The sequence below is a fragment of the Curtobacterium sp. PhB146 genome, assembly GCF_004342995.1.
In the GTDB taxonomy this organism is placed as follows: Bacteria; Actinomycetota; Actinomycetes; order Actinomycetales; family Microbacteriaceae; genus Curtobacterium.
Genome location: NZ_SMBN01000003.1, coordinates 488,004 through 512,685 on the forward strand (window position 1 = coordinate 488,004; position 24,682 = coordinate 512,685).

Consider the following 24,682-nt stretch of genomic DNA (forward strand, 5'->3'; position numbering starts at 1 on the left):
AAAGGCCCCGCATGCGCATCCTCGTCTGGCACGTGCACGGCGGCTGGATGGACGCGTTCGTCCGCGGCCCGCACGAGTACCTGATCCCCACCACGCCGGCGCGCGACGCCTGGGGCCTCGGTCGTGGCGGGCGCGCCTGGCCGGCGTCCGCGATCGAGATCGACCCCGCCGACGTCGCCCACGCCGAGGTCGACGTGGTCGTCCTGCAACGCACCGAGGAACTCGACGCGGCGAAGCGCCTGCTCGCCGGTCGCGACGTGCCGATCGTCTTCGTCGAGCACAACGCGCCCCGCGTCGACGTGCCGAACAGCCCGCACCCGTTCCGCGACCGCGACGACCTGACCATCGCGCACGTCACGCACTGGAACGCACTCATGTGGGACTGCGGCACCACGCGCACCACGGTCGTCGAACACGGCGTCGTCGACCCCGGCCCGCGCTACACCGGCTCGCTCGACCGCCTCGGCGTCGTCATCAACGAGCCCGTCCGCCGGGACCGCGTCGTCGGCACCGACCTGCTCCCCCGCTTCGCGGCCGTGGCACCCGTCGACGTCTGGGGCATGGGCACCGAACGGCTGCCGGAGCTCGGCTTCGGCGACGCCGTGGTCGCCCGCGGTGACGTGCCCTCCGACCCGATGCACACGGCCCTCGCCGAACGCCGCGCGTACGTCCACCCGAACCGGTGGACCTCGCTCGGCCTGTCGCTCCTCGAGGCGATGCACCTGGCGATGCCGGTCCTGGTGCTCGCGACGACGGACGCGGCCCGCACGGTGCCGGGCGAGGCCGGCGCGATCGCGACGGACGTCGAGGAGCTGGTGCGGGCCTCCCGGATCCTCATCGAGGACCCCGACGAGGCGCGCCGACGGGGGGCCGTGGCGCGGGAGGCCGTACTCGCACGGCACGCGCTCGGCCGCTTCACCGCCGACTGGGACGACCTGCTCGACGACGCCGTGACCCGCGGTGCCCGGCGCGACCGGGCGGCCTCGGCCCCGACTTCGGCCCCGGCCTCGGCCACGACCTCGGCCCCGACTTCGGCCGCGACTTCGGCCGCGTTCGAGGGGAGCCTCCGATGAAGATCGCGATGGTGTCGGAGCACGCGAGCCCGCTCGCCGTGCTCGGCGGCGTCGACGCCGGTGGACAGAACGTCCACGTGGCCGAACTGTCCGGGGCGCTCGCGGACCGCGGGCACCAGGTGACCGTCTACACCCGGCGTGACGACGCATCCGCGCCGGTCCGGGTGCCGCTGCGTCCGGGGGTCGACGTCGTGCACGTCGACGCCGGTCCGGCGCGGCACGTGCCGAAGGACGAGCTGTTCCCCTTCATGGGGACGTTCGCGTCGGTGCTCGCCGCGGAGTGGTTCGTGGACCGGCCCGACGTCGTGCACGCCCACTTCTGGATGTCCGGTCACGCGGCACTCGACGCCGTCGCGCAGGTGCAGGCCCGGACCGGCGGCACCCGCATCGCCGTCGCGCAGACCTTCCACGCGCTCGGCGTCGTGAAGCGTCGGCACCAGGGCTCGGCGGACACGAGTCCCGCCGAGCGCGAGTGGCTCGAACCGGCCGTCGGACGGAGCGCCGACCAGGTCGTCGCGACGTGCTCAGACGAGGCCTTCGAGCTGAAGGCCCTCGGCGTCCCCCTGCAGCGCATCTCCGTCGTGCCGTGCGGTGTCGACGTCGAGCTGTTCCGCCCCGACGGGCCCGTCGAGGAGCGCGGCCGTCCGCAGCGGGTGCTCACCGTGTCGCGGCTGGTCCGGCGCAAGGGCGTCGGCACGACCATCGCCGCACTCGCCGCCCTGGTCGCCGAGGGGCGCGACGTCGAACTCGTGGTCGTCGGCGGTGCCGGTGTCGCCGGGGCCGACCTGGTGGACGACCCCGAGTACCAGCGGCTCGACGCCCTCGCCCGGTCGCTCGGGGTCCGTGACCACGTGACCTTCCGCGGACAGCTGGGACAGCACGAGATGCCCGCCGTGTACCGGAGCGCCGACGTCGTGGTCTGCGCACCCTGGTACGAGCCGTTCGGCATCGTCCCGCTCGAGGCGATGGCCTGCGGTCGACCCGTCGTCGCGTCGAGTGTCGGTGGGCTCATCGACACCGTCGTCGAGGACGGCACGGGCCTGCACGTCCCGCCGCGCAACGAGGCCGAGGTCGCCGCTGCCGTCGGCGCCCTGCTCGACGACCCGGACCGCCGCGGATCCCTCGGGCGGGCCGGCCGTGCACGTGCGGAGTCGCGGTACACGTGGCAGAAGGTGGCCGCCGACAGCGAGCGCGTGTACGAGCGGCTGCTGGCCGGTGCCGTCGCCGTGGCCGCACCGACCACCACGGCGGGCGCACCGCAGCGCACCACCACGGCGGGCGCACCGCAGCGCACCGCCACCCACGCCGGACGGGTCCCGCGTGCCGCACAGCCGACCGAGAGGACCGCCCGATGACCATCGACCAGCAGCCCGGCATCGACGAGCACACCACCGCGAGTGCACGCATCGTGCTCGACCACGTCGCCGCCTCGGTCCCGGTGATCGCCTCGCTCGTCGACCACCACGACCACATCGCCGCCTGGGCCGACGACATCGCGGCCCGACTCGTCGCGGGTCGCCGCCTGCTCGCCGCGGGGAACGGCGGGTCGGCCGCCGAGGCGCAGCACCTGACCTCGGAGCTCACCGGACGGTTCGACGGCGACCGCCCCGCCTACTCCGCGATCTCGCTGCACGCGGAGACCTCGGCCGTCACGGCGATCGGCAACGACTACGGCTTCGACCAGGTCTTCGCCCGACAGGTGTCGGCGCACGCACGGGCGGGTGACGTCGTCGTGCTCCTGTCGACCAGCGGCAGGAGCCCGAACCTGCTCCGCGCCGCCGAGGCCGCCCGCGCCGTCGGTGCCCGGACGATCGCGATGACCGGGCCGCGGCCGAACCCCCTGGCCGAGGCGGTGGACGACGCGATCTGCATCGCGGGGCCGTCCGCCAACGTGCAGGAGGCGCAGCTCGTGCTCGTGCACGCCCTGTGCCGGGCGATGGAGCCCGCACTGCGCCGCGGGGTCCGGCGATGACGCCCCAGCAGCCGTCCGCGCAGCGACCGGCCGGGCCGCACCGCGCGGCGGGTCGTCGCCTGCGGATCGTCGTCGTCGGCGACACGTTGCTCGACGTCGACGTGGCCGGCACCAGCGATCGGCTCAGCCCGGACGCACCCGTGCCCGTCGTCGACGTCACGACCGACGACCGCCGCGCCGGGGGTGCCGGTCTCGTCGCCACGATGCTGGTGCGCGACGGACACGACGTCACCCTGGTCACCGTCCTGGGCGACGACGCCCGTGCGCAGGAACTCCGCGACCTGCTCCCCGACGTCACCGTGGTCGCCGGGCCCTCCGGTGCGCCGACGCCGGTGAAGACCCGCGTGCGCGTCGTCGACCATGCGCTCGTCCGCATCGACGAGGGTTGTGCGACCCCGCCCGTGCCCGAGGCCACCGACGCCATGACGGCCGCCCTCGACGACGCCGACGCGATCGTGGTTGCCGACTACGGCCGCGGGGTCGCCGCCGCTCCGGCGCTGCGGGAGGCCCTCGCACGCGTCGCCGAGCACACCCCCGTGGTCTGGGACCCGCACCCGAGGGGCGCCGCACCCGTTCCCGGCATCACCGTGGCCACCCCGAACGCCGCCGAGGCCCGCCGGTTCACCGACGTCGACGGCCACGGCGCGCCCCTCGCGACCGTGCCCCTCGCGACCGTGCCCTTCGCGACCGTGGCCGCGGCGGCCCTCGTCGAGCAGTGGGGTGTCGGCGCCGTCGCGGTGACGCTCGGCGACCGCGGAGCACTCCTCGCCGACGACCGTTCGGACAGTCGCTTCGTGCCGGCACCCTCCGTCACCGCCGGCGACCCGTGCGGCGCCGGCGACCGGTTGGCGGCCGGTGTCGCCGTGGCGCTGGCCGGTGGAGCGGACGTCCCTGGAGCCGTCGCCGCCGGCGTGGTCGCGGCCTCCGAGTACCTGGCCGCCGGCGGCGTCACCGCGCTCTTCGCCGACGACGGCCCCGCGCCGCTCCGGGTACCGGGCGCCGACCGCGACGCGCTGCGCACCGTGCACGAGGTCCGGAGCGCCGGCGGCACCGTCGTCGCGACCGGCGGCTGCTTCGACCTGCTGCACGCCGGGCACGCCCGCACCCTGTCGGCCGCGCGGGCACTCGGCGACTGCCTGGTCGTGTGCCTCAACTCGGACAGCTCGGTCCGCGCGCTCAAGGGTCCGGACCGGCCGATCATGACCCAGGACGACCGCGTCGAACTCCTGCTCGCCCTGGACTGCGTCGACGCCGTCGTGGTGTTCGACGAGCACACCCCCGACGAGGCACTCCGCCGGTTCCGCCCGGACGTCTGGGCGAAGGGCGGCGACTACACCGCGAGCGAGCTGCCCGAGGCCGCGACCCTCGCCGAGTGGGGCGGACGAGTCGTCACCGTCCCGTTCCACCCCGGCCGCTCGACGACCCGCCTGGCGGCGGCCCTCGAACACGTCGGCTGAGCCCGACGGATCCACGCCCCTACGGAAGGAAGTCCATGCCCGTCCCCACCACCCCCATCGGTCGCGTCCTCGTCACCGGCGGCGCCTCCGGACTCGGCGCGGCGGTCGTCGCCGCGGTCGTCGAGGCCGGCGGCACCCCGATCGTCCTCGACCTGCGCGTCGACGCGGTGTCCGAGGGCATCGACGCCGTGGCCGTCGACGTGTCGGACACCGACGCGGTCGAGCAGGCGGTCCGCCAGGCGGCCGAGCGTCACGACGGACTCGACGCGGTCGTGACCGCCGCGGGGATCGACACCCCGGCACCGATCGACGCGATCTCCTCCGGCAACTGGGAGAAGATCGTCGCGGTCAACCTCATCGGCACCGCCTCGGTCGTCCGCGCCGCACTGCCCGCCCTCGAGGCGGCGCACGGACGTGTGGTCACGATCTCGTCCTCGCTCGCCCTGCGCGGCGTCGGCGACGGCACCGCCTACTCGGCCTCGAAGTTCGGCGTCCGCGGCTTCTCGCAGGCCCTGGCCGCCGAGACCGCCGGCCGCATCGGTGTCACCAACGTGATCCCGGCCGGCATGCGCACGAACTTCTTCGCCGACCGCACCGAGCAGTACAAGCCGGGTCCGGACGCGCAGCTCATCGAGCCGGAGTACGTCGCGAACGCGATCCTCTTCGCGCTGGCGCAGCCGGCTGGCTGCGAGATCCGGGAGCTGTCGATCATGCCCGCGACGGAGCCGAGCTGGCCGTAGGCGCTCGCTGCCTGGTGCGAGGTTGATCACTCCGTGCTGGGACGGAAACCCGCACGGAGTGGTCAACCTCGCACCGCGCGTTGGTCGTCGCCACGTGGCGGACGGGAGGCACGTGCCGGCTTGGCACCGTGCCTCCCGTCCGGCGGTGGACCGGACCACCCCGCCGAAGCGACAGATCTCCGCGGCGCCGGTCCGTCCCTGCCGCGAACGCGACAGTTCCGCGCGGAACGTTCGCGGGAGACTGTCTCTTTCCGGAACCGGGCGGGACCAGAGCGCCGCGGTCAGGTGGTGCGGAGCAGGTCGGCGACGTCGTCGAGGACCTGCTGCGGGTCGACCTCGTCGACGTAGGACGGGTCGTGCACGCAGCGCTCGGCCGTCCACCCCACCTGCGTGACGTCGACCCCGCAGACCGGGCAGCGCGTGACGTAGGACAGGTGCACGCGGTGCCGCCCGCGGTCGAACGGCCCGGCGTTGACGACGTTGCCGAACCAGAACACGCCGACCGTGGGGGTCCCGACGGCGACCGCCAGGTGCCGCGGGCCGGAGTCGTCGCCGACCATGACGTCGGCGGCGGCGAGCACGGCGGGGAGCTCGCGGAGCGGGACGGCGCCGGTCAGGTCGTGCACCCGTCCGCCGAGGTCGGCGGGCAGCGCGTCGACGATGGCGGTGGACGCCGGCACGTCGGACGCGTCGCCGACGAGCACCACGTCGTCCCCGGCGGCGAGCCGGACACGGGCGACCTCGGCGAAGCGCGAGGGGCTCCATCGGCGACGCGGATCCGTCGCTCCGGGGTGGATCGCCAGGAGCCGGGTGCCGTCCCCGGCGACGCCGAGCCGCTCGCGGATCGCCGCACGCTCGTCGTCGGACACGCGCACCCGCGGGTCGAGCGTGACGGGGGCGGCCCCCGCGAGCGACACGACCTCGAGGGCACGCAGGACCTCGTGCTGGTAGTAGACGTAGCGCACCCATCGCTCGAGGACCTCGGCGTCCTCGGTCGCGGAGCCGACGGTGTGCCGGGCGCCGAGGCGGAGCAGGAACGGGTTCGAGTTGCGACCCCCACCGTGCAGCTGCACCGCGAGGTCGAACCGGCCGGACAGCCGCGCGAAGAAGTCCTCGGCATCAGGAGCGTCGTCGCCGGCGTCGCGGACACCCGGTGCGAGCGGGAGTTCCTCGAAGGCGTGCACGGCGTCGGTCCGGCCGCCCAGGACCGCTGCCGCGGCGGGCGTGCCGAGGAGCGTGATGCGCGCGTCCGGGTAGGCCGCGGCGAGGGCTTCGAGGGCGGGTACGGCGAACATCAGGTCGCCGAGCCCCCCGCCGCGGAGCACCGCGATCTCGGTCACGCCGTCGAACCGTTCTCCGCCCACACCGATCTGCTGCACGTCTCTCGTCTACCGGTCGGGTGCCGGAGGGACGTCCAGCACCGGGCGGCGGACGGCCACCGATGGACACGAAGCGCGGAGTCGAGTCGGCACACAGCGGTGTCCGAGCACCGTCTGACCCCCGCCCGCCCTCCGGAAGGACACCATGACGATCGCACCCGCTGCTGCCGACGCCGCCACGGACCTGGTGGTGACCGACCCCGTCGACGGGACGGTCGCGTCGACCGTGCCCCGTGCCTCCGAAGCCGAGGTCCGTGATGCCGTCGCCCGTGCCCGGGCAGCTGCCGCCGCCTGGGCGCGCACCGCCCCGGCCGAGCGCGGCGCACTGTTGCACGCAGCGGCCGAGCACGTGCGCGCACACGCCCAGGAGCTCGCCGACCTGAACACCCGCGAGACTGGCAAGGTACCGGGTGACGCACTCGGCGGGGTCGAGGCCGGCGTCGGGACCCTCGTGCAGTACGCCGAGCTCGGACCGGTGCACCGCGGCGAGGCGCTGCGCGGGCAGTTCGGGGCCGCCGACTGGGCCGTCCCGCACCCCCGCGGCGTCGTCCTCGCGCTGACGCCGTGGAACGACCCGGTCGCCGTGGCCTGTGGGATCCTCGGTGCCGCGATCGTCACCGGCAACACCGTGGTGCACAAGGGCAGCGAGCGGTCCCCCGCCACCACCGCGCGCCTGAACGCCCTGCTCGCCGAGGTGCTGCCCGACGGCGTGCTCGTCGGCGTCGACGGGGACGGGTCGACCGGCGAACTGTTGCTCGCCCAGGACGGCATCGACGTGTACGCCCACGTCGGGTCCACCGCGACCGGTGACCGGCTGTCCGAGGTCGCCGTCGCGACCCGAGCCCACGTGGTCCGTGAGAACGGCGGGAACGACGCGGTCGTCGTCGACGCCGACGTCGACCCGGAGTGGGCCGCCGCCCAGGTGGCGCTCGGTGCGTTCGCGAACACCGGGCAGATCTGCACCAGCGTCGAACGCGTCTACGTGCACCGCGACGTCGCCGCGCCCTTCGTCGCCGCCCTCGTGGCCGAGGCGGAGCGCCGCACCGCCGCACCCGCGACGACCTACGGTCCGCTGGTCGACGACCGGCTGCGCAGCACCGTGCAGGCGCACGTCGACGACGCCCTGCAGCGCGGTGCCTCGGCACGGACCGGTGGGGTCACCCCGGACGGCGCCGGGTCGTTCTACCCGGCGACCGTGCTCACCGGGTGCACCGACGACATGCTCGTGATGACCGAGGAGACCTTCGGGCCGATCGCGCCGGTCCGGGTCGTGGCCGACTTCGACGAGGGGCTCCGGCTCGCGGCCGCCGACCGGTACGGCCTGGCCGCCACCGTCCTGACGAACGACACCGGTCACGCCCTGCGCGCCGCCGCGGAACTGCCGGTCGGCACCGTCAAGGTCAACGCGGTGTTCGGTGGTGCGCCGGGCGGCAGCGCCCAGCCGCGCGGTGCCTCGGGAGCGGGTTTCGGGTACGGCCCGCACCTGCTCGACGAGATGACCACCACCACGGTCGTGCACCTCGAGCCCGCCCCCGCACGCTCCGTCGGCGGCACACGATGAGCGTCGACGTCCGGCTCGTCCGCGACCTGGTCGCCACGATCGACGACCGCGAACCGCTCGTCGTCGTGATCGGCGACTGCATCCTCGACCGGTGGACCGTGGGCGAGGCCGAGCGGGTCTCGCGCGAGGCACCGGCACCCGTCGTCCGGGTCACCGAGACCATCGCGGTGCCCGGCGGGGCGGCGAACACCGCGGTGAACGCCCGCGCGCTCGGCGCCCGGGTCCGGCTCGTCGGACTCATCGGCGACGACGAGGCCGGTGACGTCCTGCGCGAACGGCTCGAGACCGCGGGCGTCGACACGACGTTCCTGGTCGAGATCACCGGTGCACGCACCACAACGAAGTCCCGCGTGGTCGGTGGCGACCGGGTCGTGGTGCGGGTCGACGACCTGGCCGGAACCCCGACCGCCGACCACAACGAACGGCTGGCACGTGCCGTCGCCCGAGCCGTCCGCTGCGCCGACGCCGCGGTCGTCTGCGACTACGGACTCGGCGTCCGTGCCGAGGACGTCGTCCCGGTGCTCGACCGCGACCGCCCCGGGTCCATCGTCGTCGACGCGCACGACCTGCCCCGCTGGGCGTCGTTGCGACCCGACCTCGTCACACCCAACGCCGGCGAGGCCGCAGCACTGCTCGGACGCGACCTCGGGACCGGCGCCGACCGGGTGGCCGCCGTCCTGGGTGCGCGCGCCGACGTCCTCGCCCGGACCGGTGCCCGCGCGGCCGTCGTCACGCTCGACCGCGACGGCACCGTGCTGCTCGAGCCCGACACGGACGAGGGGTTCCGCACCCGAGCGGTGCCGGCCTCCGAGCAGCAGGCGTCCGGCGCCGGGGACACGTTCTGCGCCGCCGCGACGGTGGCGCTCGCGGTCGACGCATCCGTCCGCGACGCCGTGTCCGTTGCGCAGGCCGCCGCCGACGTCGTCGTCCGCGAGGCCGGTACGTCGGTGTGCAGCGCCGCCGCCCTGCTCGACTCGGTGTCGGCACCGGCAGCCACCGTCGTCGACCACGACGACCTCGCGGCCGCCGTCGAACGGGCCCGTCAGGCCGGTCGGCGCGTGGTGTTCACGAACGGCTGCTTCGACGTCGTGCACCGCGGGCACACGACGTACCTGCGCCAGGCTCGGGACCTCGGCGACCTGCTCGTCGTCGCGTTGAACGACGACGACTCGGTGCGACGACTGAAGGGCCCGGAGCGCCCGATCAACCCGGCCGAGGACCGCGCCGGGGTGATCGCCGCCCTGGCCTGCGTCGACCTGGTGACGGTGTTCGCGACGGACACCCCGATCCCGCTCATCGAACGGCTGCGCCCCGAGGTCTACGTCAAGGGCGGCGACTACTCGCCCGAGATGCTCCGCGAGACGGCGGTCGTGCGCGGGTACGGCGGTGAGGTGGTCATGGTCGACTACGTCCCCGAGCACTCCACGACGGCCGTGGTCCGGCGCATCCGCGAAGCCGCGGCGGCGTCGGCCGGGTCCGCGGTGCCAGTCGCCGCGTCGGCCGGGTCCGTGGTGCCGGCCGCCGCGTCGGCCGCGCCCGACCCCGAGGGGACCACCGACGGAAAGGTCATACCGCAGTAGGGGGTCGTCGAGACCCCGGCGGGATGGCAGCGCTCCCGGCGCTCCGTAGCGTCGAACCCGTCGACGAGGTCCGTCGGCGGAGGGAGCGTCGCCGTGTTCGACCAGATCACCCCGTTCGTCGTCGAGTTGGCCGCGAGTCCGCTCGTCTACGTCGTGCTCGTCGCCCTGTGCTTCGTCGACGGCTTCTTCCCGCCGGTCCCGAGCGAGTCGGCCCTGGTCGCCATCGCCGCCATCGCCGCGACGTCCGGCCAGCCCGTCCTGGCCGGGGTCCTGGTGGCCGCCGCGGTGGGTGCGATCGCGGGTGACTCGGTGGCGTACTGGATCGGTCGCCGGATCGGACTCGCCCGCCTGGCGCAGTCCCGACGGCCGCGGATCGCTGCGGCCTTCGCGTTCGCCGAACGGCAGATGCAGCGCCGGTCCGCGAGCCTGATCTTGGTCGGCCGCTACATCCCCGTCGGCCGGGTCGCGGTGAACATGACCGCCGGCGCGACCCGGCTGCCCTACCGTCGCTTCCTCGCCATCAGCGCGATCGCCGGGACGGCGTGGTCCGCGACCTCGGTCGGGATCGCCCTGGCCGCGTCGCAGGTGCTGCACGAGCCGCTCGTCGCCGCCCTGGTGTCGATGGTGGTCGCGGGCGGCCTCGGCATCGCGGTCGACCGGGTGATCGGTAGCATCAGCCGCAGGCGCGACACCCGTGCCGCCCGAGCGGCCGCCGCGATCGTCCCCACGACCGGCGTGCCCACGACCGACGTGTCCGCGACCGACGTGCCGACCGCGAGCACAGCACCCGTCACGCACGCCCCGTCCGCCACACCCCGCATCGTCCCCACCGGAGAGATCGTCCGACCGTGACCACCGCCCTGCTCCGCCCGCGACCGACCTGGCTGCCGCTGGCGACCCGGATCGCTCTCGTGGTCGCGGTGGTGTCCCTGTTCAGCGTCGCCGCCCCGGTGACCTCGGTCTACTACGCCGTCGCGGTCCCGCTCTCCCTGCTCGTGTCGGCGGTGCTCGCGGTCAGCATCGGCATCGCCCCGTTCGTCCCCCGAACCGCAGCCGCCGCCCACCTCGTCGGACTCGTCGCGCTCGGCCTGCTCACCGCGCCGGTCGAGACGAGCCCGTGGCCGATCCCGGTCACCGGCATCATCGGCCTGAGCGTCCTGCTCGTCGTGCTCGGGGTCCGCTCGACCTGGCGGCTGACCGCGATCGTGTGGGCCGTCGCCGCCGTGCTCCCCCTGCTGCTCGTCGCGGTGACGCCGGGCCGCTGGGACCAGCCCGCCGTGTGGGCGACGAGCTTCGTCGTGTCCGCCGGCGACACGCTCCTGGTCGCCGCGGCCGCCGTCGTCATCGGGCAGCGCCGCAGCATCCGCCAGGAGCTCGTCGCCGCCCGCCGCGACGCCGAGCTCGAGCAGGCCAGGCGCCGCACGGTCGAGGAGCGCTCCCGGATCGCCCGCGAGCTGCACGACGTCGTCGCGCACAGCATGTCCGTCGTGCACATGCAGGCGGAGTCGGCCCCGTACCGGGTGGCCGACCTGCCGCAGGAGGCCCGCGCCGAGTTCGCCGCGATCGCCGAGACCTCCCGCACCGCGCTGCGCGAGATGCGCCAGCTGCTCGGTACCCTGCGCGGGGACACCGCCGCCGAGCGCGCGCCGCAGCCGGACCTCGCCGACCTGCCCGCGCTCGTGCAGGCCACGCGCGCCGCCGGCATCCCCGTCGACCTCGACGTCGACGTCGTCGACGTCGTCGACCGGCTCGCGCAGCTCACCGTCTACCGGGTCGTGCAGGAGGCGCTCGGCAACGTCGCCCGGCACGCGCCCGGCGCGTCCACCGTCGTGACGGTCAGGAGGCACGGCTCGCGTCTCCGGGTGGAGGTCGCCAACACCGCTCCACCCGCTGGCACCGTGCCGGCCGCACCACCCGACGACGGTGGCTTCGGCCTGGCCGGGATGCGCGAGCGGGTGACGGCGCTCGAGGGCACGATCGACCACGGCCCCGTGGCGGACGGCGGCTTCACTGTCGTGGTGACCCTGCCCGTCCGCGTACCGGCGGCCGACGGGGGAAGCCGATGACGCGGGTGATGGTGGTGGACGACCAGCAGATGTTCCGCATGGGACTGCGGGCGATCCTCCAGGCCCAGGACGACGTCGAGGTCGTGGGCGAGGCCGCGAACGGTGCCGAGGCGGTGGTCGCGGCGATCCGGCTGCAGCCGGACGTGATCCTGATGGACGTCCGGATGCCGGAACTCGACGGGATCGAGGCGACCCGACGGATCACGGCGGCGCCGACGGACAGACCCGTCCGCGTGGTCATGCTGACGACGTTCGACATCGACGACTACGTGTTCGACGCCCTGCGGGCCGGGGCGAGCGGCTTCCTGCTCAAGGACGCGAGCGCCGACGAGCTCGTCGCGGCGGTGCGCACGGTGGCCGCGGGCGAGGCACTGCTCGCGCCGCGCGTGACCCGGCACCTGGTCGAGGCGTTCGTCGCCGGACCGGTCACCGCCGCTCCGCGTACCGAGGTGCTCGACGTCCTGACCGACCGGGAGCGCGACGTGTTCCTGCTCATGGCGCGCGGGCGGTCGAACGGCGAGATCGCGGGCGATCTGTTCATCGCGGAGCAGACCGTCAAGACCCACGTGGGGCGGGTGCTGGCGAAGTTGCAGTTGCGCGACCGGGTGCACGCCGTGGTGCTGGCGTACGAGGCCGGTCTGGTCCGCCCGTCCGCCTGACGCGCCGCCGCCGTCCGCCGGGCCCCCGTCCGCCGCGCCGCTCACGTCCCCCGAGGTTCCGAAATCTGCACATCTCGCGCGCCGAAACGTCGGTCCGTGGAACCTCGGCGGCGCGTCAGCGGCGTGTCGCGCGATCTCGTCGGTGTCGCAGGGCCGGCACGGGTACAGGTAACGCGCGGGTACTTGCGCGCGCAACCAGCGACGTCGCCGATGTCGTACGACATCGAGTGCGTCGCAACTGCGCGCCCGCAACGGTTGCACACGCGGAGCGGCGACAGGGTCGTTGTCGAACGACATCGAGAGTGTCGCACCGGGTCGACGCAGGTCGCGGTGGGCAGACCCGACGACAGACGGACGGGAGGCCCGATGCCAGCTGGCACCGGGCCTCCCGTCAGGGGTTGGTCGCGACTCAGGCGGCGAGGTGCGCCTGCAGGAACCAGCGGTCCTTCGTCAGACCGCGCTCGATCTCGATGACGACGTCCTGGCTGTTGAGGTCGACCTCGTCGAGACCCTCGACGGCGCGACGGACCTGCAGCAGGGCCGCGTCGATCTGGGCGATGACCTCGGTGATGGTGACGTCGGAGTTCTGGAAGCCCTGCGACAGCGGCGGCAGCGTCGTGTTGGCGGCGACGGTCGCGATGCGCGAGTCGACCGGCAGGCCGAGGGCGACGATGCGCTCCGCGGCGGTGTCGGCGTAGGCCTGGGCGTGCTCGACGATGTCGTCGAGGAGCTCGTGCACACCGACGAAGTTGCGGCCGCGGACGTGCCAGTGCGCCTGCTTGCCGTTGACGACGAGTGCCTCGAGGTCGATCACGACGGGGGCGAGGAACTGTGCCACTCCGGCGGCGAGCTCCGGCGTCGTCGAGAACGGGGACGTGGTGGTCGTGGTGGTGGTCGTGGTCATGTCTGAACCTCCTGCGTCGTGGTTACACCGGATCGCTGGGCCTGTCCTGACCAGTTCGGTGCTGCCGATGGACACAACCATGCCCGCTTCTCTTGTATGCCGCAAGGAAGCGGAGGCTGCCCTTACCGGCGGGCAGCAGCCGCCAGCCGGCAGCGGTCAGCCGACGAGCGTGTCGAAGCCGGCGTCGCTCAGCTCGATCTGGACGGCGGAACGTGCGCGCTCGACCCAGGGGCTGTCAGTGCACCCGATCCAGACGCTCGTACGCGGCTCGCAGTCGGCGACGCACCACTCGGCTGCCCAGCCGGTCAGGGCGTGCGCGAGGGCCTCGCCGTGGTCGGCGAAGACGAGCGGCGACACCGCCGAGGTGCGGGCACTGCGGACCAGCCACGTCACGGTCACACGGGGCGGCGCGGGCAGGATGCGGATCTGCTCGTCGAGGGCGACCTCGACGAAGACCTGTCCGTACGCGTTCTCCGGCAGGTCTTCGAGCTGACGGCGGATCTCCGGCAGGTCCTCGACGCCGCCGGCGATGAGGATGCGTTCGCTGGGCTGTCGCCGGGTCCGTGCCATGCTGCAACGGTAAGGCAAGCCTTACCTCATCACAAGGGCTGCTGGCCGGTTCCGGCGATCTCCACAGCCGGCACACCGAGTTCGTGCGCCAGGAACGTCCACATCCACGATAGCGCGACGGTGTTCGTGAGCCCGGGGACGCACTGGGCGATCTGCGTCGCGACACCGTCGCTGTAGGCCGCGAGCTTGAGGGCCACGGTGTCCGGCTCGATCGGTCCGGCGCCGCCCGGGAACGTGCCGGCGTCGGCACCGCGGCGGATCACCCGGACCAGACAGGCCTCCCAGACGCGGATCCGTTCGGCGTACTCGGCGGCCACCTCGGGCCGGCGGGCGACCGCGGTCCAGTAGTCGGACCAGATCCGCCAGTGCTGCCGGACCTGTTCGGTGTCGTCGAACAGGGGCGCGACGAGCATCCGCAACGCCTCGACAGGGTCGGACTCGGCGTCGACGGCGATGACGATCGCCCCGTAGAAGCGCTCAGTCTCGAGCACGACGACCTCGTTGAGGATCTCCGCCACGCTGCCGAAGTGGTACGTCACGGTGCCGACGGACACCCCGGCCTCGGCGGCGATGTCCCGCAGGCCAGTCGCCCCGACGCCGTTGCGGACGATGACGGCACGGGCGGCCGCGACGATCATCGCGCGCCGGACCGCGGGACGCTGCCGGACGCGCGGTGCCGCACCCCCGGCGTCCGCTGCCGCGCCCGGTGCAGCCGCCGCCCCCGGTGCAGCCCCCGCTGCCCCGGTCACGCCGAGGTCCTCGGGACGTCGTCGGCGAAGGTCTGCTCGGTGACCAGCACCTCGGGGGCGTCGGGGCCGCCGTCACGGGCCCAGGCCCGCACGGTGTTCACGACGTGGAAGGCCTCGGCGTCGGCGGTGACCTCGGAGGACGTCTCGAGCCGTGCCGACCAGTCCGGCTTCTCCAGGCCGATCGCCCAGCGCGACGATGCCACGGCCGAGTTCGGGTCGTCCGACCGGATGCGGTACGTCTCGCGGGCGTCCTCGCTGAAGACGAGCCCGTCGGGGTAGACCCGTCCACCGCCGTACCCGGGGTCGACGTCGAGGGTCCACTCCCCCGTCTCGACGTCGTGCGTGACGGTGCGCTGGGGCAGCTGCTCGGTCGGTGCAACGCGCTCGATCGCGAGCGGCGTCGACCGCTCGGGCTCGTCGAAGCGCACGTCGTCGTCGGTGTCGCGCGTCCAGACGGGCAGGCACACCTCGGACGCCGTCGGGTCGATCGTGACGGTGGCCTCGGTGCCGTGCGGCCAGACCCAGGGCCAGTAGGACGACGACACCGCGATCCGCAGGCGGTGCCCGGCGGCGAACCGGTGACCGGTCGCGACGAGCTGCACCGGCAGCGACGCCGGCTCACCGGGGACCAGCGGGTCGTTCCGGTCCATGCCGTCCCGCTTCGCCGCGTTGAGCACCCCGCGCGTCACGAGGGTCGACGAGCCGTCCGGCGCGACGTCGCACAACCGCACCGTCAGGGTGGCGCGGGGCTGGTCGCTCGTGACCGACAGGGTGACGAGCGCGTTGCCGAGCAGGTCGAACGCCCGGCCGACGGGCAGGTCGAAGCAGACGGAGCGGCCGTCCTCGGCACGCTGGTCGGGTGGCAGGTCGGTCGCGTTGCCGAACGGGAAGAACCGTCCGGCGTCGGCGCCGGTGTGCTGCGGCGACCGGACGACGACCGGCCCGTCCTCGCCGCCGCGGAGCGTCGCGAGCGGCAGCGCACGCCGGTGCGTCGCCGCCGAGGGCCACGCCTCGGCGCCGACCCACCGGCCCCGTCGCGAGGCGTAGTACGTCGCCGGGGCTTCGCCCTCGTTGATCCAGGCGCGGAGTGCGGGGTCCTCCTCCACGCCGGTGTCGATCCCGCGGAGCCAGCGGTCCCACCAACGCAGCGTCTCCTGCAGGAACCCGATCGACGGTCCGGGTGCGAGACCGCGGTCCGGGTACTGGTGCGACCACGGCCCGACGATGCCCTTGACCGGGGACTGCACGTTCGACACCAGTCGGAGCACGGCGTCGCGGTACGGGTCCGCCCAGCCGCCGACGGCGAGGACCGCTGCACCGATGTTGCCGTAGTCCTCGGCGGCGCTGCCGTGCCGCCAGTAGTCGTCGCGTTCCTGGTGCGCGAGCCACACCGGCGTCATCGGGCGGTTCGACTCCAGCCGCTCGCGCCACCGGTCGACCCAGTCCGTGCCGACGACCTCGGGCCGGGGCGGCCGCGAGTTGAACGCGAACATCGTCGCGCCCCACGCCGCCATGTCGATGCCGAGCACCGCTCCGCCGACGTAGTGCACGTCGTTGTCGTACCGGTCGTCGGTCGAACACACCGTGACGATGGCCTTGAGGGCAGCGGGCGCACGCGCCGCCAGCTGCAGGGCGTTGAACCCGCCCCACGAGATGCCGAACATGCCGACGGCACCCGTCGACCACTCCTGCTCGGCGAGCCAGGCGATCACGGCCTCACCGTCGCGGAGCTCCTGCTCGCTGTACTCGTCGTCGAAGAACCCGTCCGACGAGCCGCTGCCCCGGATGTCGACCCGGACCGAGGCGTACCCGTGCTGGGCGTACCAGGGGTGCCGTTCGGAGTCGCGCGGCGCGGTCCAGTCGTCGAGTCGGTACGGCAGGTACTCGAGCAGCACCGGCACCGGACCGTCGGGCGACGCCGGCGACCAGATCCGGGTGTGCAGTCGGACGCCGTCGGGCATCGGGATCCACTCGTCGCGGACGGTCACGCCGTCCGGCAGCGAGTCCGGCGCGCCGATGGCGGTGAGGGTCGAAGCGTCGGCGTACACCGAGCGATCGCGGCTCATGCGTCCTCCCAGTTCCGGGTCAGGTGGCCGTCGCCGTGGTCCGTCCAGCCCTCGGTGTGCCGCCAGCGCGGTACCCCGTCGCCGACGTCGGGCAGCTCGGTGCTGCCCGGCTCGAGCGTCGCGGCCAGCAGCGTCGACGTGTACGGGTGGTTCGGGCCGGTGAAGACCCGCTCGGTCGGTCCGATCTCGACGATCCGGCCGCCGGTCATCACGGCGACCCGGTCGGCCACGCCCCGGACGACGGCCAGGTCGTGGCTGATGAACAGGCAACTGAGCCCGCGCGAGCGCTGCAGGTCGGCGAGGAGCGCGAGGATCCCGGCCTGCACCTGCACGTCGAGCGCGGTGGTGATCTCGTCGGCGATGACCAGGCGCGGCTCGGCGGCGAGGGCCCGGGCGATGCCGACGCGCTGCCGCTGCCCACCGGAGAGCTGCGCCGGGAGCCGCTCGGCGAACTCCGGGCCGAGGCCGACCTGGGTGAGCAGCTCGCCGACGCGCTGCCGCGAGGACGTGCCCGTGAACAGCTTGAGCGGTCGCCCGATCGCCGCGCCCACGGTGCGCCGCGGGTTGAGCGACGTGTCGGCGTTCTGGAACACGAGCTGCACCGCACGACGAAGGTCCGGGGACCGTCCGGCGATCGGCTCGCGCAGGTCGCCGCTCACCGTCCCGTCGTCGAACGAGAACGTGCCCGACTCGGCCGGAACCAGGCCGGCGAGGGCGGTCGCGAGCGTCGACTTGCCACTTCCGGACTCCCCCACGACCGCGAGCGTCTCGCGCGGCGCGATCGTGAAGGACACGCCGTCGACGGCGGCCGGCAGGCCGCGTCCGTAGCGGATCACCAGGTCCTCGGCGGTCACCACGGGACGGACGAGCGGTTCGGGAGGAACGGTTCGGCCGGCCGTGGAGGCGACCGTCGACGAGACGGTCGCCGTCTCGGGCACGCGATCCGTCCCTCCCGGCCGTCGCCCGTCCGGCACCGCGGCCAGCAGGGCACGCGTGTACTCGTGCTGCGGGGCGGCGAAGAGCGCCGCCGTGGCGGCGTGCTCGACGATCTCGCCGTCGCGCATGACGGCGATCTCGTCCGCCATCGCCGAGACGACCCCGAGGTCGTGGCTGACGAGCAGGACGGCCATGCCGAGCTGCCGGCCGAGGTCCGCGATCAGGTCGAGGACGGCGGCCTGGGTGACGACGTCGAGCGCCGTCGTGGGCTCGTCGAGCACGAGCACCCGCGGGCGTGCGGCGACGGCCATCGCGATCGCGATGCGCTGCTGCTGCCCGCCGGAGAGCTGGTGCGGGTACCGGCGGACGATCGCGTCGGGGTCTGGCAGCCGGACCAACCGGACCAGCTCGGCGACGCGCTCGGGGCCGTCGGGTTCGCGGTGGGCGCGCAGGGCCTCGCGGATCTGCTCGCCGACGCGCATCGACGGGGTGAGCGCCTGGCCGGCGTTCTGCGCGACGACGGAGGCGACGCCGCCGCGGAGCTCGCGGCGGCCGGACGGTGACAACGCGAAGACGTCGTCGCCGCCGACGCGGACCGAGCCGCCGACGATCGTCGAGCCCGCCCGGAGGTGCGCGAGCAGGGTCCGGGCGACGGTGGACTTGCCGCTGCCGGACTCCCCGACGAGGCCGAGGGTGCGCCCGGCGGGGATCGCGAAGGAGACGCCGCGCACCACGGGGACCAGGCGCTTGCCGGCCGCGTAGGAGATCGCGAGGTCGTCGACACGGACGATGGGGTCCGTCGCGGTCGCCGGTGCGGCCGGTGCGGTGTCGGTGTGCGTCATGCGCTCACTCCCTTCGTGGCGCGGTCGACGCCGAGCGACTTGCTCAGGCCGTCGGCGGCGAGGTTGAGCCCGATCACCAGGGTCGCCAGGGCGACGATCGGTGCGAGCGTGCCGAGCGGCACCACGGTCAGCGCGGTGCGGTTCTCCTGCACCATCAGCCCCCAGTCCGGCGTCGGCGGGTTGGCGCCGAAGCCGAGGAAGGACAGCGACGCGACGAGCAGCACGATCCACGAGGCCCGCATGGCGTACTCGACGAGCACCACGTCGAGGACGTTCGGCAGGATCTCGCGGAACACGATCGACAGCGCGCGTTCACCACGGGCCCGGGCGGCCGTCACGTAGTCCTGCGTGATGACGGTGCGGGCGGCACCGCGCACGACGCGGGTCACGGCGGGCGCGTAGACGACGGTGACGGCGAGGACGATCACCCAGAGCCCGGCGTCGAAGACGGTGACCACGACCAGCAGGGCGAGGATCGACGGCACGCTGAGCAGGGCGTCGACGACGCGCATGACGGCCTCGTCGAACCAGTTGTCCGCGTATGCCGTGATGCAACCGAGCACCGTGCCGACCGCGACGGCGATCGTCGTGGCCAGGAAGGTCACGAGCAGGGCGTACCGGCCGCCGTTGAGCGTCCGCGACAGCACGTCACGGCCGTACTGGTCGGTACCGAGCCAGTGCGTCCAGGTCGGGCCGGCGAGGACGTCGCCGGCGTTCGTGGCCACCGGGTCGTACCCGGCGATGACCGGTGCGAGCAGGGCGAGCACGACGTGCAGGGCGATGAGGCCGAGGCCGATGCTCAGCGCCGTCGAGCCGCGCAGGGGCGCGAGGGCCCCGGCGAGGACGACGCGTCCGGGGCGGCGGGTGGCGGTGGCGGTCATGCGGCGGCCTTCCTGGTGCTGCGCGTCGTGCGGGTGCGCGTGCGCGGTCGCCGCTGGCGGGTCCGCAGCTTCGGGTCGAGGGCGAGCGCCACGAGGTCGGCGGCGAGGTTGCAGACGACGTAGATGACGGCGCTCAGGAGCGCGATCGCCTCGATCGTCGGCAGATCGCGGTTGAAGACCGACTCGAGCATGAGCTTGCCCATGCCCGGGTAGTTGAAGACGTTCTCGACGACGACGACCCCGCCGAGCAGCCAGGCGACGTTGAGCGCGACGACGTTGAGCGTCGGCAGCAGCGCGCTCGGCACCGCGTGCTTCCAGACCACGCGACGCATCGTCAGGCCCTTGAGCTCCGCCGTGGTGACGAACTCGGACGCCATCACGTCGATGGTCGAGGAGCGGGCGGTGCGCACGATGTAGGCGGCCATCGCCAGGGTGAGCACGATGATCGGCAGCCAGATCGTCGGCAGGAGTTCGCCGACCGTGGCGTCGCTCCCCCGCAGCACGACGGCGGGGAAGACCGGCAGGCCGATCGCGAAGAGCAGCACGAGCACGGTCGCGACCATGAACTCGGGCACGCTCATCACGACGAGACTGACGATCGAGATCACCTTGTCGGACGGGCGACCCCGACGGACCCCGGCGAGGACGCCGAGCGTCAGGGAGACCGTGACGCCGACGAGCATGGCGGGCACGGCGATGAGCATGCTGTTCCGGAAGGCGGTGAACAGCGTCGGCGCGACGGCCTCGCCGCTGACGAGCGAGGTGCCGAAGTCGCCGTGCACCGCGCCACCGAGCCACTGCAGGTAGCGGAGCCACACGTTCTGGTCGAGGCCGAGGGTCTCGCGCAGCTGCTTGACGGCGTCCGGGGTGGCGTTCTGGCCGAGGAGCTGCTGCGCGACGTCGCCGGGCAGTGCCTGCACGGCCAGGAACACGAAGAGCGAGGCGAGCACGACCGTGAGCACGGCGATGCCGACCCGGCGGAGGACGGGGACGAAGACGTCCGACGGGGTGTTCTTGGTCGTCATCGGCGCAGTCCGATCCGGAGGTAGTCGAACTCGAAGCCGTACTCCGAGTAGTTCACGACGTCGCGGGACAGCCCCACGAGCCGATCGCCGAACATCGGGGTCATGTCGGCCCCGTCCTCGACCACGAGCCGCTGGGCGTCCTGGTAGAGCGTCAGCCGCTTCGCGTCGTCCATCTCGGCGCGGGCGTCGTCGAGCAGCCCGTCGAAGGTCTCGTTCGACCACGCGCTCTCGTTGTAGGACGAGCCCGTGCGGAAGATCTGGTTGAGGAGCTGGTCGATCGGCCGGCCGGTGAACCAGTAGCTCACCATGAGCGGCTTCTGCATCCAGATCTGCGTGTAGTACGAGTCCGAGCTCGCGTTGCGGACCGTCAGGCGGATGCCCGCGTCGGCGACGGCGTCGCGGTAGGCGACGGCCATCGGCGTGAAGACCGACTCGTAGCTCGACGTGTAGATCGAGGTCCGGAACCCCTCGTGACCAGCCTGCTTGAGCAGTGCCTTCGCCTTGTCCGGGTCGTACTCGCGGTGGTCGTCGACGAACGCGGCGAGCTGCGGCGGGACGGGGTTGTCCCACCCGGGCGAGCCGGTGCCCTGCAGGGCGGTGTCGACGATCTGCTGCGGGTCGTAGGCGAGTTTCATCGCCTGGCGGACCCGCGGGTCGCTGAACTCGTCGCTCGTGGCGAGCATCGGGATCGTGTACCACTGGGCGTTCTTCGACCGGGCGACGGTGGCGCGGTCGGACGCGGACACCACCCGAGCGGTCGCGAAGTCCAGGTTCGTCTGCGAGATCAGGTCGATCTGGCCGGCGAGGAGCGCGTTCACCCGGGCGGTGGTGTCCTGGATCGAGTAGAAGTCGATGCCGTCCAGCGCGGGACGCCCGGCGAAGTGGTCGTCGAACGCCTCGACACTGCCGGCACCGGCTGGGTTGAACGCGGAGAGCCGGAACGGACCCGTCCCGATCCCGGTGCGGCCGATGTCGGCGATCGCGGCCGCCGGCACGATGTAGCACTGGTACGCGGTGAGCAGCGACGGGAACTCGGCGTTCGGCTTGGTCAGCGAGAACCGCAGCGTGTACGGGTCGGTCGCACGCATGGAGTCGGCGTCCATCACCTCGCCGAGGACCCCGGCCTGCGGGCTGCCGGTCTTCTCGTCGAGGATGTGCCGGATGCTCGCGATGGCGTCGTCCGCGGTGAAGCGGCTGCCGTCGTGGAAGGTGACGCCACGGCGGAGCGAGAACGTCCACTCGGTGCCGTCGGCGTTCGCGGACCACTCCTCGGCGAGGTCGGGCACGGTGGTGCCCTGCTCGTCGAGCTTGACGAGCCGGTTGTAGAGCGCGCCGAGGTACTCGTACGCCGACAGGGAGCTGGCGGAGTCGAGGGTCTCGGCGGCCGAGGCGGCCGGGCGCGCGATGCGCAGGCGACCGCCGCGTCGGGCGACGCCGGTGGCCGCCGCTTCGGGGATGGTGGGCGTGCCGGCGTTCGCGCCGGAGCTGCACCCCGTCAGGGTGAGCAGGCCGAGGCCGGCCAGGCCGGCGGCGCCGGTGAGGAGCGCTCGGCGGCTCGGGCCGCGGGCGTTCCGGGGTTCGGGGACGATGGGCTGCATTCGGGGTGGCCCCTCCTGTAATCGTTCCGGTGAACGATAGAGGGAACCTGGCGATCCCCCAACTCCTGCTCCTCGTCCGTCCGAGTGTTTACGAACTCGTTACACGGGCGCCGCCGGCACGGAGCATGATCGGACCATTCCGTCCGAGGAGGATCATGGCGACGTTCACCAGGGGGTTCGGTGGCCGTCGAGCCGACCGCGACGACACCCGCATCCCGCCCGGCCAGACCCTGGTGCGCGACTGGCCGGTCCTGTCGGCCGGTGCCACGCCCGACGTCGATCCGGCGTCGTGGGTCTTCTCGATCCGCACCGAGAACGGTCTGCACACCTGGACGTGGGACGAGGTGCACGCGCTCGGCGTCGAGGACGTCACCGTCGACATCCACTGCGTCACCCACTGGACCAAGCTCGACATGCCGTGGCGCGGCGTCCCCCTCGACCGCCTGTTCGAGGACGTCGAGACGTCGCTCGACTACTGCATGGTGCACAGCACCGGCGGGTACACGACGAACGTGCCGCTCGACGAGCTGCTGGACGGCAAGGCGTGGATCGCGTTCGAGGCCGACGGCGAACCGCTCGAGCCCGAACACGGCGGTCCGGCGCGCCTGCTGGTGCCGCACCTGTACTTCTGGAAGAGCGCGAAGTGGGTGAGCGGGATCGTCATGCAGGCGGACGACGAACCGGGCTTCTGGGAGAACGCGGGCTACAACCTGCACGGCGACCCGTGGAAGGAAGAGCGGTACTGGTGACGGTTCCCGACACCGACGTGTCCGCCGACGTGTCCACGGACCTGTCCACCGACCCGTCCACCGACCTGGAGGCCCGGATCGCGCCCGCCGGTCGGCCCCCGCCCCGCAGGCGGCCGGCCTGGCACCCCGCGACGGTCGCCTCGGTGGAGCGCGAGACCCCGAACGCCCGTCGGGTCGTCCTGGACGTCCCGACGTGGCCGGGGAGCGACCCGGGCCAGCACCTGGACCTGCGACTCACGGCCGAGGACGGCTACCAGGCATCCCGCTCCTACTCGATCGCGTCGGCGGGCGACCGGACCGACGTCGTGCTCGCCGTCGACCGCGTCGAGGGTGGCGAGGTGTCCCCGTTCCTGGTCGACGCGGTCGAGGTCGGCGACGCGCTCGAGGTGCACGGGCCGCTCGGCGGCTGGTTCGTGTGGCGTCCCGCCCCGTCCGCCCGTCCGGTGCAGCTGATCGCCGGCGGCTCGGGGATCGTGCCGCTCGTCGCGATGGTCACCGCGCACGCCGAGGCCGGGGACCCCGCACCGTTCCGGTTGCTCGTCGCCGTCCGGACCCCCGACGACGTCTTCTTCCGCGCCGAACTCGACCGGGCCGTCGCTTCCGACGCTCCGCTCGAGGTGACCACCGTGTACAGCCGGACCGCTCCACGCGGGTCCGCCGTCCCCGCGGGACGGCTGACCCGCGATGCGCTCGCCGCCGCGGTCTTCCCACCCGACGCCAGGGCGCTCGTCTACGTGTGCGGCTCGACGCCCTTCGTCGAACAGGTGCTCCGCTGGCTCGCCGACCTCGGACACGACACCACCGACGTCCGTGCCGAACGGTTCGGGGGCAGCTGATGACGGTCGTCGACGGCAACGCGCTCGCGGGGGTCCTGTCCGAAGTGCTCGGACCGGAGCCGACCGTGACGGTGCTCTGCTGCGCGGGGTGCGGGTCCCGCGGATCGGTCGCGCGCACCGCCGTGTACTGCTCGGCGATGGGCACCGACGCCCGGTGCCGGACGTGTGACACCGTGCTCGTCACGGTGGTCGAGGCCGGATCCGCGCGCTGGATCAGCCTCCCCGGCACGCGCGCCACGCTGATCCCATTACCCGAGGATCGCGGCTAGCGCAATCGCCGACCGCATGTCGTGCGGAGTTCTTGCGGCTTTCCGCATGCCCCGAACTGGGGTCCAATCCGACCGAGACGATGCTCCGGATGACTCTTCGGGACATCGCTGGGCCACCCACCCGGCGTCTCCACTCGGGGCAGTGCGGCCTCTGCGTCCGGTGGGCGCGGGTACCCGAAGCCTGCGCCCCCGGATGCGCCCGCTCACGGCGCCCGGGAACGACAGAACCCCCGGTGCTGCTCTGTGAGCAACCCCGGGGGTCCTGTTCCGTCCGAGCGGATGACGAGATTCGAACTCGCGACCCTCACCTTGGCAAGGTGATGCGCTACCACTGCGCCACATCCGCATTCGCACGCCGTGTGGGCCGTGCGGAGTCGACTGTACCCGATCCCGGGCCCACGGACGTGTTCTGCGGCAGATCCGGGCGTGTCCGGTGTCGCGAGGCGCGGTCCGGCGCGGCCCGGCGCGGCCCGGCGCGGCCCGGCGCGGCCCGGCGCGGTCATCAGGCGCGGTCATCAGGCGCGGTCATCAGGCACCGAGGAGTTCGATCGGAGCATGAGCTACGTGCACGACAACCCGGGCGGGACCGAGGCCCACGGCGTCGACCTGATCGACGGTGACACCCCCGCCATCCGCATCCTGGTGCACGGCGACCTGCCGACCACGATCGAGCACGAGGGGCGGACCTGGCTCGCCACCGGGGGCGCGCACGACGACGGGGACGACCAGGCTCCGCCCATCGCGATCTACCGGCCGGTCTGAGCCGACGG

General features: G+C 73.4%; 23 protein-coding genes and 1 tRNA gene. 14 read left to right on the plus strand and 10 right to left on the minus strand.

The genetic code is table 11. The features are described 5' to 3' along the window. Nucleotides 1-11: 11 nt before the first annotated feature. Genes EDF33_RS14375 through EDF33_RS14400 form a run of 5 tightly spaced genes read left to right on the plus strand, consistent with a single transcriptional unit; the run spans nt 12 to nt 5,242 of the window. Nucleotides 12-1,073, plus strand: a complete 1,062-nt coding sequence (locus EDF33_RS14375) for a glycosyltransferase (protein WP_243692456.1) — start codon at nt 12-14, stop codon at nt 1,071-1,073. Further along, nucleotides 1,070-2,428 carry a glycosyltransferase gene (locus tag EDF33_RS14385; protein ID WP_132100372.1) on the plus strand — a complete coding sequence of 453 codons (1,359 nt, stop codon included), beginning with the start codon at nt 1,070-1,072 and terminating at the stop codon, nt 2,426-2,428. Before EDF33_RS14375 ends, EDF33_RS14385 begins: the two co-directional genes overlap by 4 nt. Then, nucleotides 2,425-3,045 carry an SIS domain-containing protein gene (locus EDF33_RS14390; RefSeq protein ID WP_123339609.1) on the plus strand — a complete coding sequence of 207 codons (621 nt, stop codon included), beginning with the start codon at nt 2,425-2,427 and terminating at the stop codon, nt 3,043-3,045. The genes EDF33_RS14385 and EDF33_RS14390 overlap by 4 nt, the downstream gene beginning before the upstream one ends. Nucleotides 3,046-3,104: 59 nt before the next feature. Continuing rightward, complete coding sequence (locus EDF33_RS14395) at nt 3,105-4,502, plus strand: PfkB family carbohydrate kinase (protein ID WP_132100447.1); 1,398 nt, start codon at nt 3,105-3,107, stop codon at nt 4,500-4,502. Nucleotides 4,503-4,537: 35 nt separating this feature from the next. Continuing rightward, nucleotides 4,538-5,242: an SDR family oxidoreductase gene (locus EDF33_RS14400; RefSeq protein ID WP_132100373.1), complete on the plus strand. Its 705-nt coding sequence runs from the start codon at nt 4,538-4,540 to the stop codon at nt 5,240-5,242. A 281-nt stretch (nt 5,243-5,523) separates the two neighbouring features. Here EDF33_RS14400 and EDF33_RS14405 read toward each other — a convergent pair whose 3' ends face one another. Then, on the minus strand, nt 5,524-6,621 hold the full coding sequence (locus EDF33_RS14405) for a glycosyltransferase family 9 protein (RefSeq protein ID WP_132100374.1): 1,098 nt from the start codon (nt 6,619-6,621) through the stop codon (nt 5,524-5,526). Between the two features lie 145 nt (nt 6,622-6,766). On the opposite strand from EDF33_RS14405, the gene EDF33_RS14410 reads away from it, so the two are divergent. The 5 genes from EDF33_RS14410 (at nt 6,767) to EDF33_RS14430 (ending at nt 12,487) form a co-directional block, all read left to right on the plus strand. Further along, nucleotides 6,767-8,182, plus strand: a complete 1,416-nt coding sequence (locus tag EDF33_RS14410; protein ID WP_132100375.1) for an aldehyde dehydrogenase family protein — start codon at nt 6,767-6,769, stop codon at nt 8,180-8,182. After that, nucleotides 8,179-9,762: a D-glycero-beta-D-manno-heptose 1-phosphate adenylyltransferase gene (gene rfaE2, locus EDF33_RS14415; RefSeq protein ID WP_279388064.1), complete on the plus strand. Its 1,584-nt coding sequence runs from the start codon at nt 8,179-8,181 to the stop codon at nt 9,760-9,762. Before EDF33_RS14410 ends, rfaE2 begins: the two co-directional genes overlap by 4 nt. Nucleotides 9,763-9,855: 93 nt before the next feature. After that, a complete protein-coding gene (locus EDF33_RS14420) occupies nt 9,856-10,614 on the plus strand; it encodes a VTT domain-containing protein (RefSeq protein WP_132100376.1) in 759 nt (252 codons plus the stop codon). After that, nucleotides 10,611-11,828 (plus strand): histidine kinase, encoded by a 1,218-nt coding sequence (locus EDF33_RS14425; RefSeq protein WP_132100377.1) that lies wholly within the window; start codon nt 10,611-10,613, stop codon nt 11,826-11,828. Before EDF33_RS14420 ends, EDF33_RS14425 begins: the two co-directional genes overlap by 4 nt. Then, on the plus strand, nt 11,825-12,487 hold the full coding sequence (locus EDF33_RS14430; protein ID WP_123292794.1) for a response regulator transcription factor: 663 nt from the start codon (nt 11,825-11,827) through the stop codon (nt 12,485-12,487). Before EDF33_RS14425 ends, EDF33_RS14430 begins: the two co-directional genes overlap by 4 nt. 409 nt (nt 12,488-12,896) lie before the next feature. On the opposite strand, the gene EDF33_RS14435 is transcribed toward EDF33_RS14430, so the two are convergent. The 8 genes from EDF33_RS14435 to EDF33_RS14470 form a co-directional block, all read right to left on the minus strand. Continuing rightward, nucleotides 12,897-13,391 (minus strand): DNA starvation/stationary phase protection protein, encoded by a 495-nt coding sequence (locus EDF33_RS14435; protein ID WP_132100378.1) that lies wholly within the window; start codon nt 13,389-13,391, stop codon nt 12,897-12,899. Between the two features lie 156 nt (nt 13,392-13,547). After that, nucleotides 13,548-13,961 (minus strand): SIP domain-containing protein, encoded by a 414-nt coding sequence (locus EDF33_RS14440; protein ID WP_123292793.1) that lies wholly within the window; start codon nt 13,959-13,961, stop codon nt 13,548-13,550. A gap of 29 nt (nt 13,962-13,990) precedes the next feature. Next, nucleotides 13,991-14,710 (minus strand): TetR/AcrR family transcriptional regulator, encoded by a 720-nt coding sequence (locus tag EDF33_RS14445; RefSeq protein ID WP_243692457.1) that lies wholly within the window; start codon nt 14,708-14,710, stop codon nt 13,991-13,993. Beyond that, the gene (locus EDF33_RS14450; RefSeq protein WP_123292792.1) at nt 14,707-16,776 is read right to left on the minus strand and encodes a CocE/NonD family hydrolase; all 2,070 of its coding nucleotides are present in this window, start codon (nt 16,774-16,776) and stop codon (nt 14,707-14,709) included. The genes EDF33_RS14445 and EDF33_RS14450 overlap by 4 nt, the downstream gene beginning before the upstream one ends. After that, entirely contained in the window at nt 16,773-18,554 is a 1,782-nt protein-coding gene (locus EDF33_RS14455; protein WP_132100379.1) for an ABC transporter ATP-binding protein, read from the minus strand. Before EDF33_RS14455 ends, EDF33_RS14450 begins: the two co-directional genes overlap by 4 nt. Beyond that, the gene (locus EDF33_RS14460) at nt 18,551-19,435 is read right to left on the minus strand and encodes an ABC transporter permease (RefSeq protein WP_111084076.1); all 885 of its coding nucleotides are present in this window, start codon (nt 19,433-19,435) and stop codon (nt 18,551-18,553) included. The genes EDF33_RS14455 and EDF33_RS14460 overlap by 4 nt, the downstream gene beginning before the upstream one ends. Further along, nucleotides 19,432-20,460 carry an ABC transporter permease gene (locus tag EDF33_RS14465; RefSeq protein WP_132100380.1) on the minus strand — a complete coding sequence of 343 codons (1,029 nt, stop codon included), beginning with the start codon at nt 20,458-20,460 and terminating at the stop codon, nt 19,432-19,434. Before EDF33_RS14465 ends, EDF33_RS14460 begins: the two co-directional genes overlap by 4 nt. Continuing rightward, nucleotides 20,457-22,058, minus strand: a complete 1,602-nt coding sequence (locus tag EDF33_RS14470) for an ABC transporter substrate-binding protein (protein WP_132100381.1) — start codon at nt 22,056-22,058, stop codon at nt 20,457-20,459. The genes EDF33_RS14465 and EDF33_RS14470 overlap by 4 nt, the downstream gene beginning before the upstream one ends. Nucleotides 22,059-22,213: 155 nt before the next feature. On the opposite strand from EDF33_RS14470, the gene EDF33_RS14475 reads away from it, so the two are divergent. The 3 genes from EDF33_RS14475 to EDF33_RS14485 are packed head-to-tail and all read left to right on the plus strand — an operon-like array spanning nt 22,214 to nt 23,912. Then, nucleotides 22,214-22,807: a molybdopterin-dependent oxidoreductase gene (locus tag EDF33_RS14475; protein ID WP_123938053.1), complete on the plus strand. Its 594-nt coding sequence runs from the start codon at nt 22,214-22,216 to the stop codon at nt 22,805-22,807. After that, nucleotides 22,804-23,643 carry a ferredoxin reductase gene (locus tag EDF33_RS14480; RefSeq protein ID WP_243692458.1) on the plus strand — a complete coding sequence of 280 codons (840 nt, stop codon included), beginning with the start codon at nt 22,804-22,806 and terminating at the stop codon, nt 23,641-23,643. Before EDF33_RS14475 ends, EDF33_RS14480 begins: the two co-directional genes overlap by 4 nt. Beyond that, on the plus strand, nt 23,643-23,912 hold the full coding sequence (locus EDF33_RS14485; protein WP_132100382.1) for a DUF6510 family protein: 270 nt from the start codon (nt 23,643-23,645) through the stop codon (nt 23,910-23,912). The genes EDF33_RS14480 and EDF33_RS14485 overlap by 1 nt, the downstream gene beginning before the upstream one ends. A gap of 274 nt (nt 23,913-24,186) precedes the next feature. Here the strand turns inward: EDF33_RS14485 and EDF33_RS14490 are convergent. Continuing rightward, a tRNA-Gly gene (locus EDF33_RS14490) sits at nt 24,187-24,258 on the minus strand. Between the two features lie 209 nt (nt 24,259-24,467). On the opposite strand from EDF33_RS14490, the gene EDF33_RS14495 reads away from it, so the two are divergent. Next, complete coding sequence (locus EDF33_RS14495) at nt 24,468-24,674, plus strand: hypothetical protein (RefSeq protein ID WP_132100383.1); 207 nt, start codon at nt 24,468-24,470, stop codon at nt 24,672-24,674. Nucleotides 24,675-24,682 lie beyond the last annotated feature (8 nt).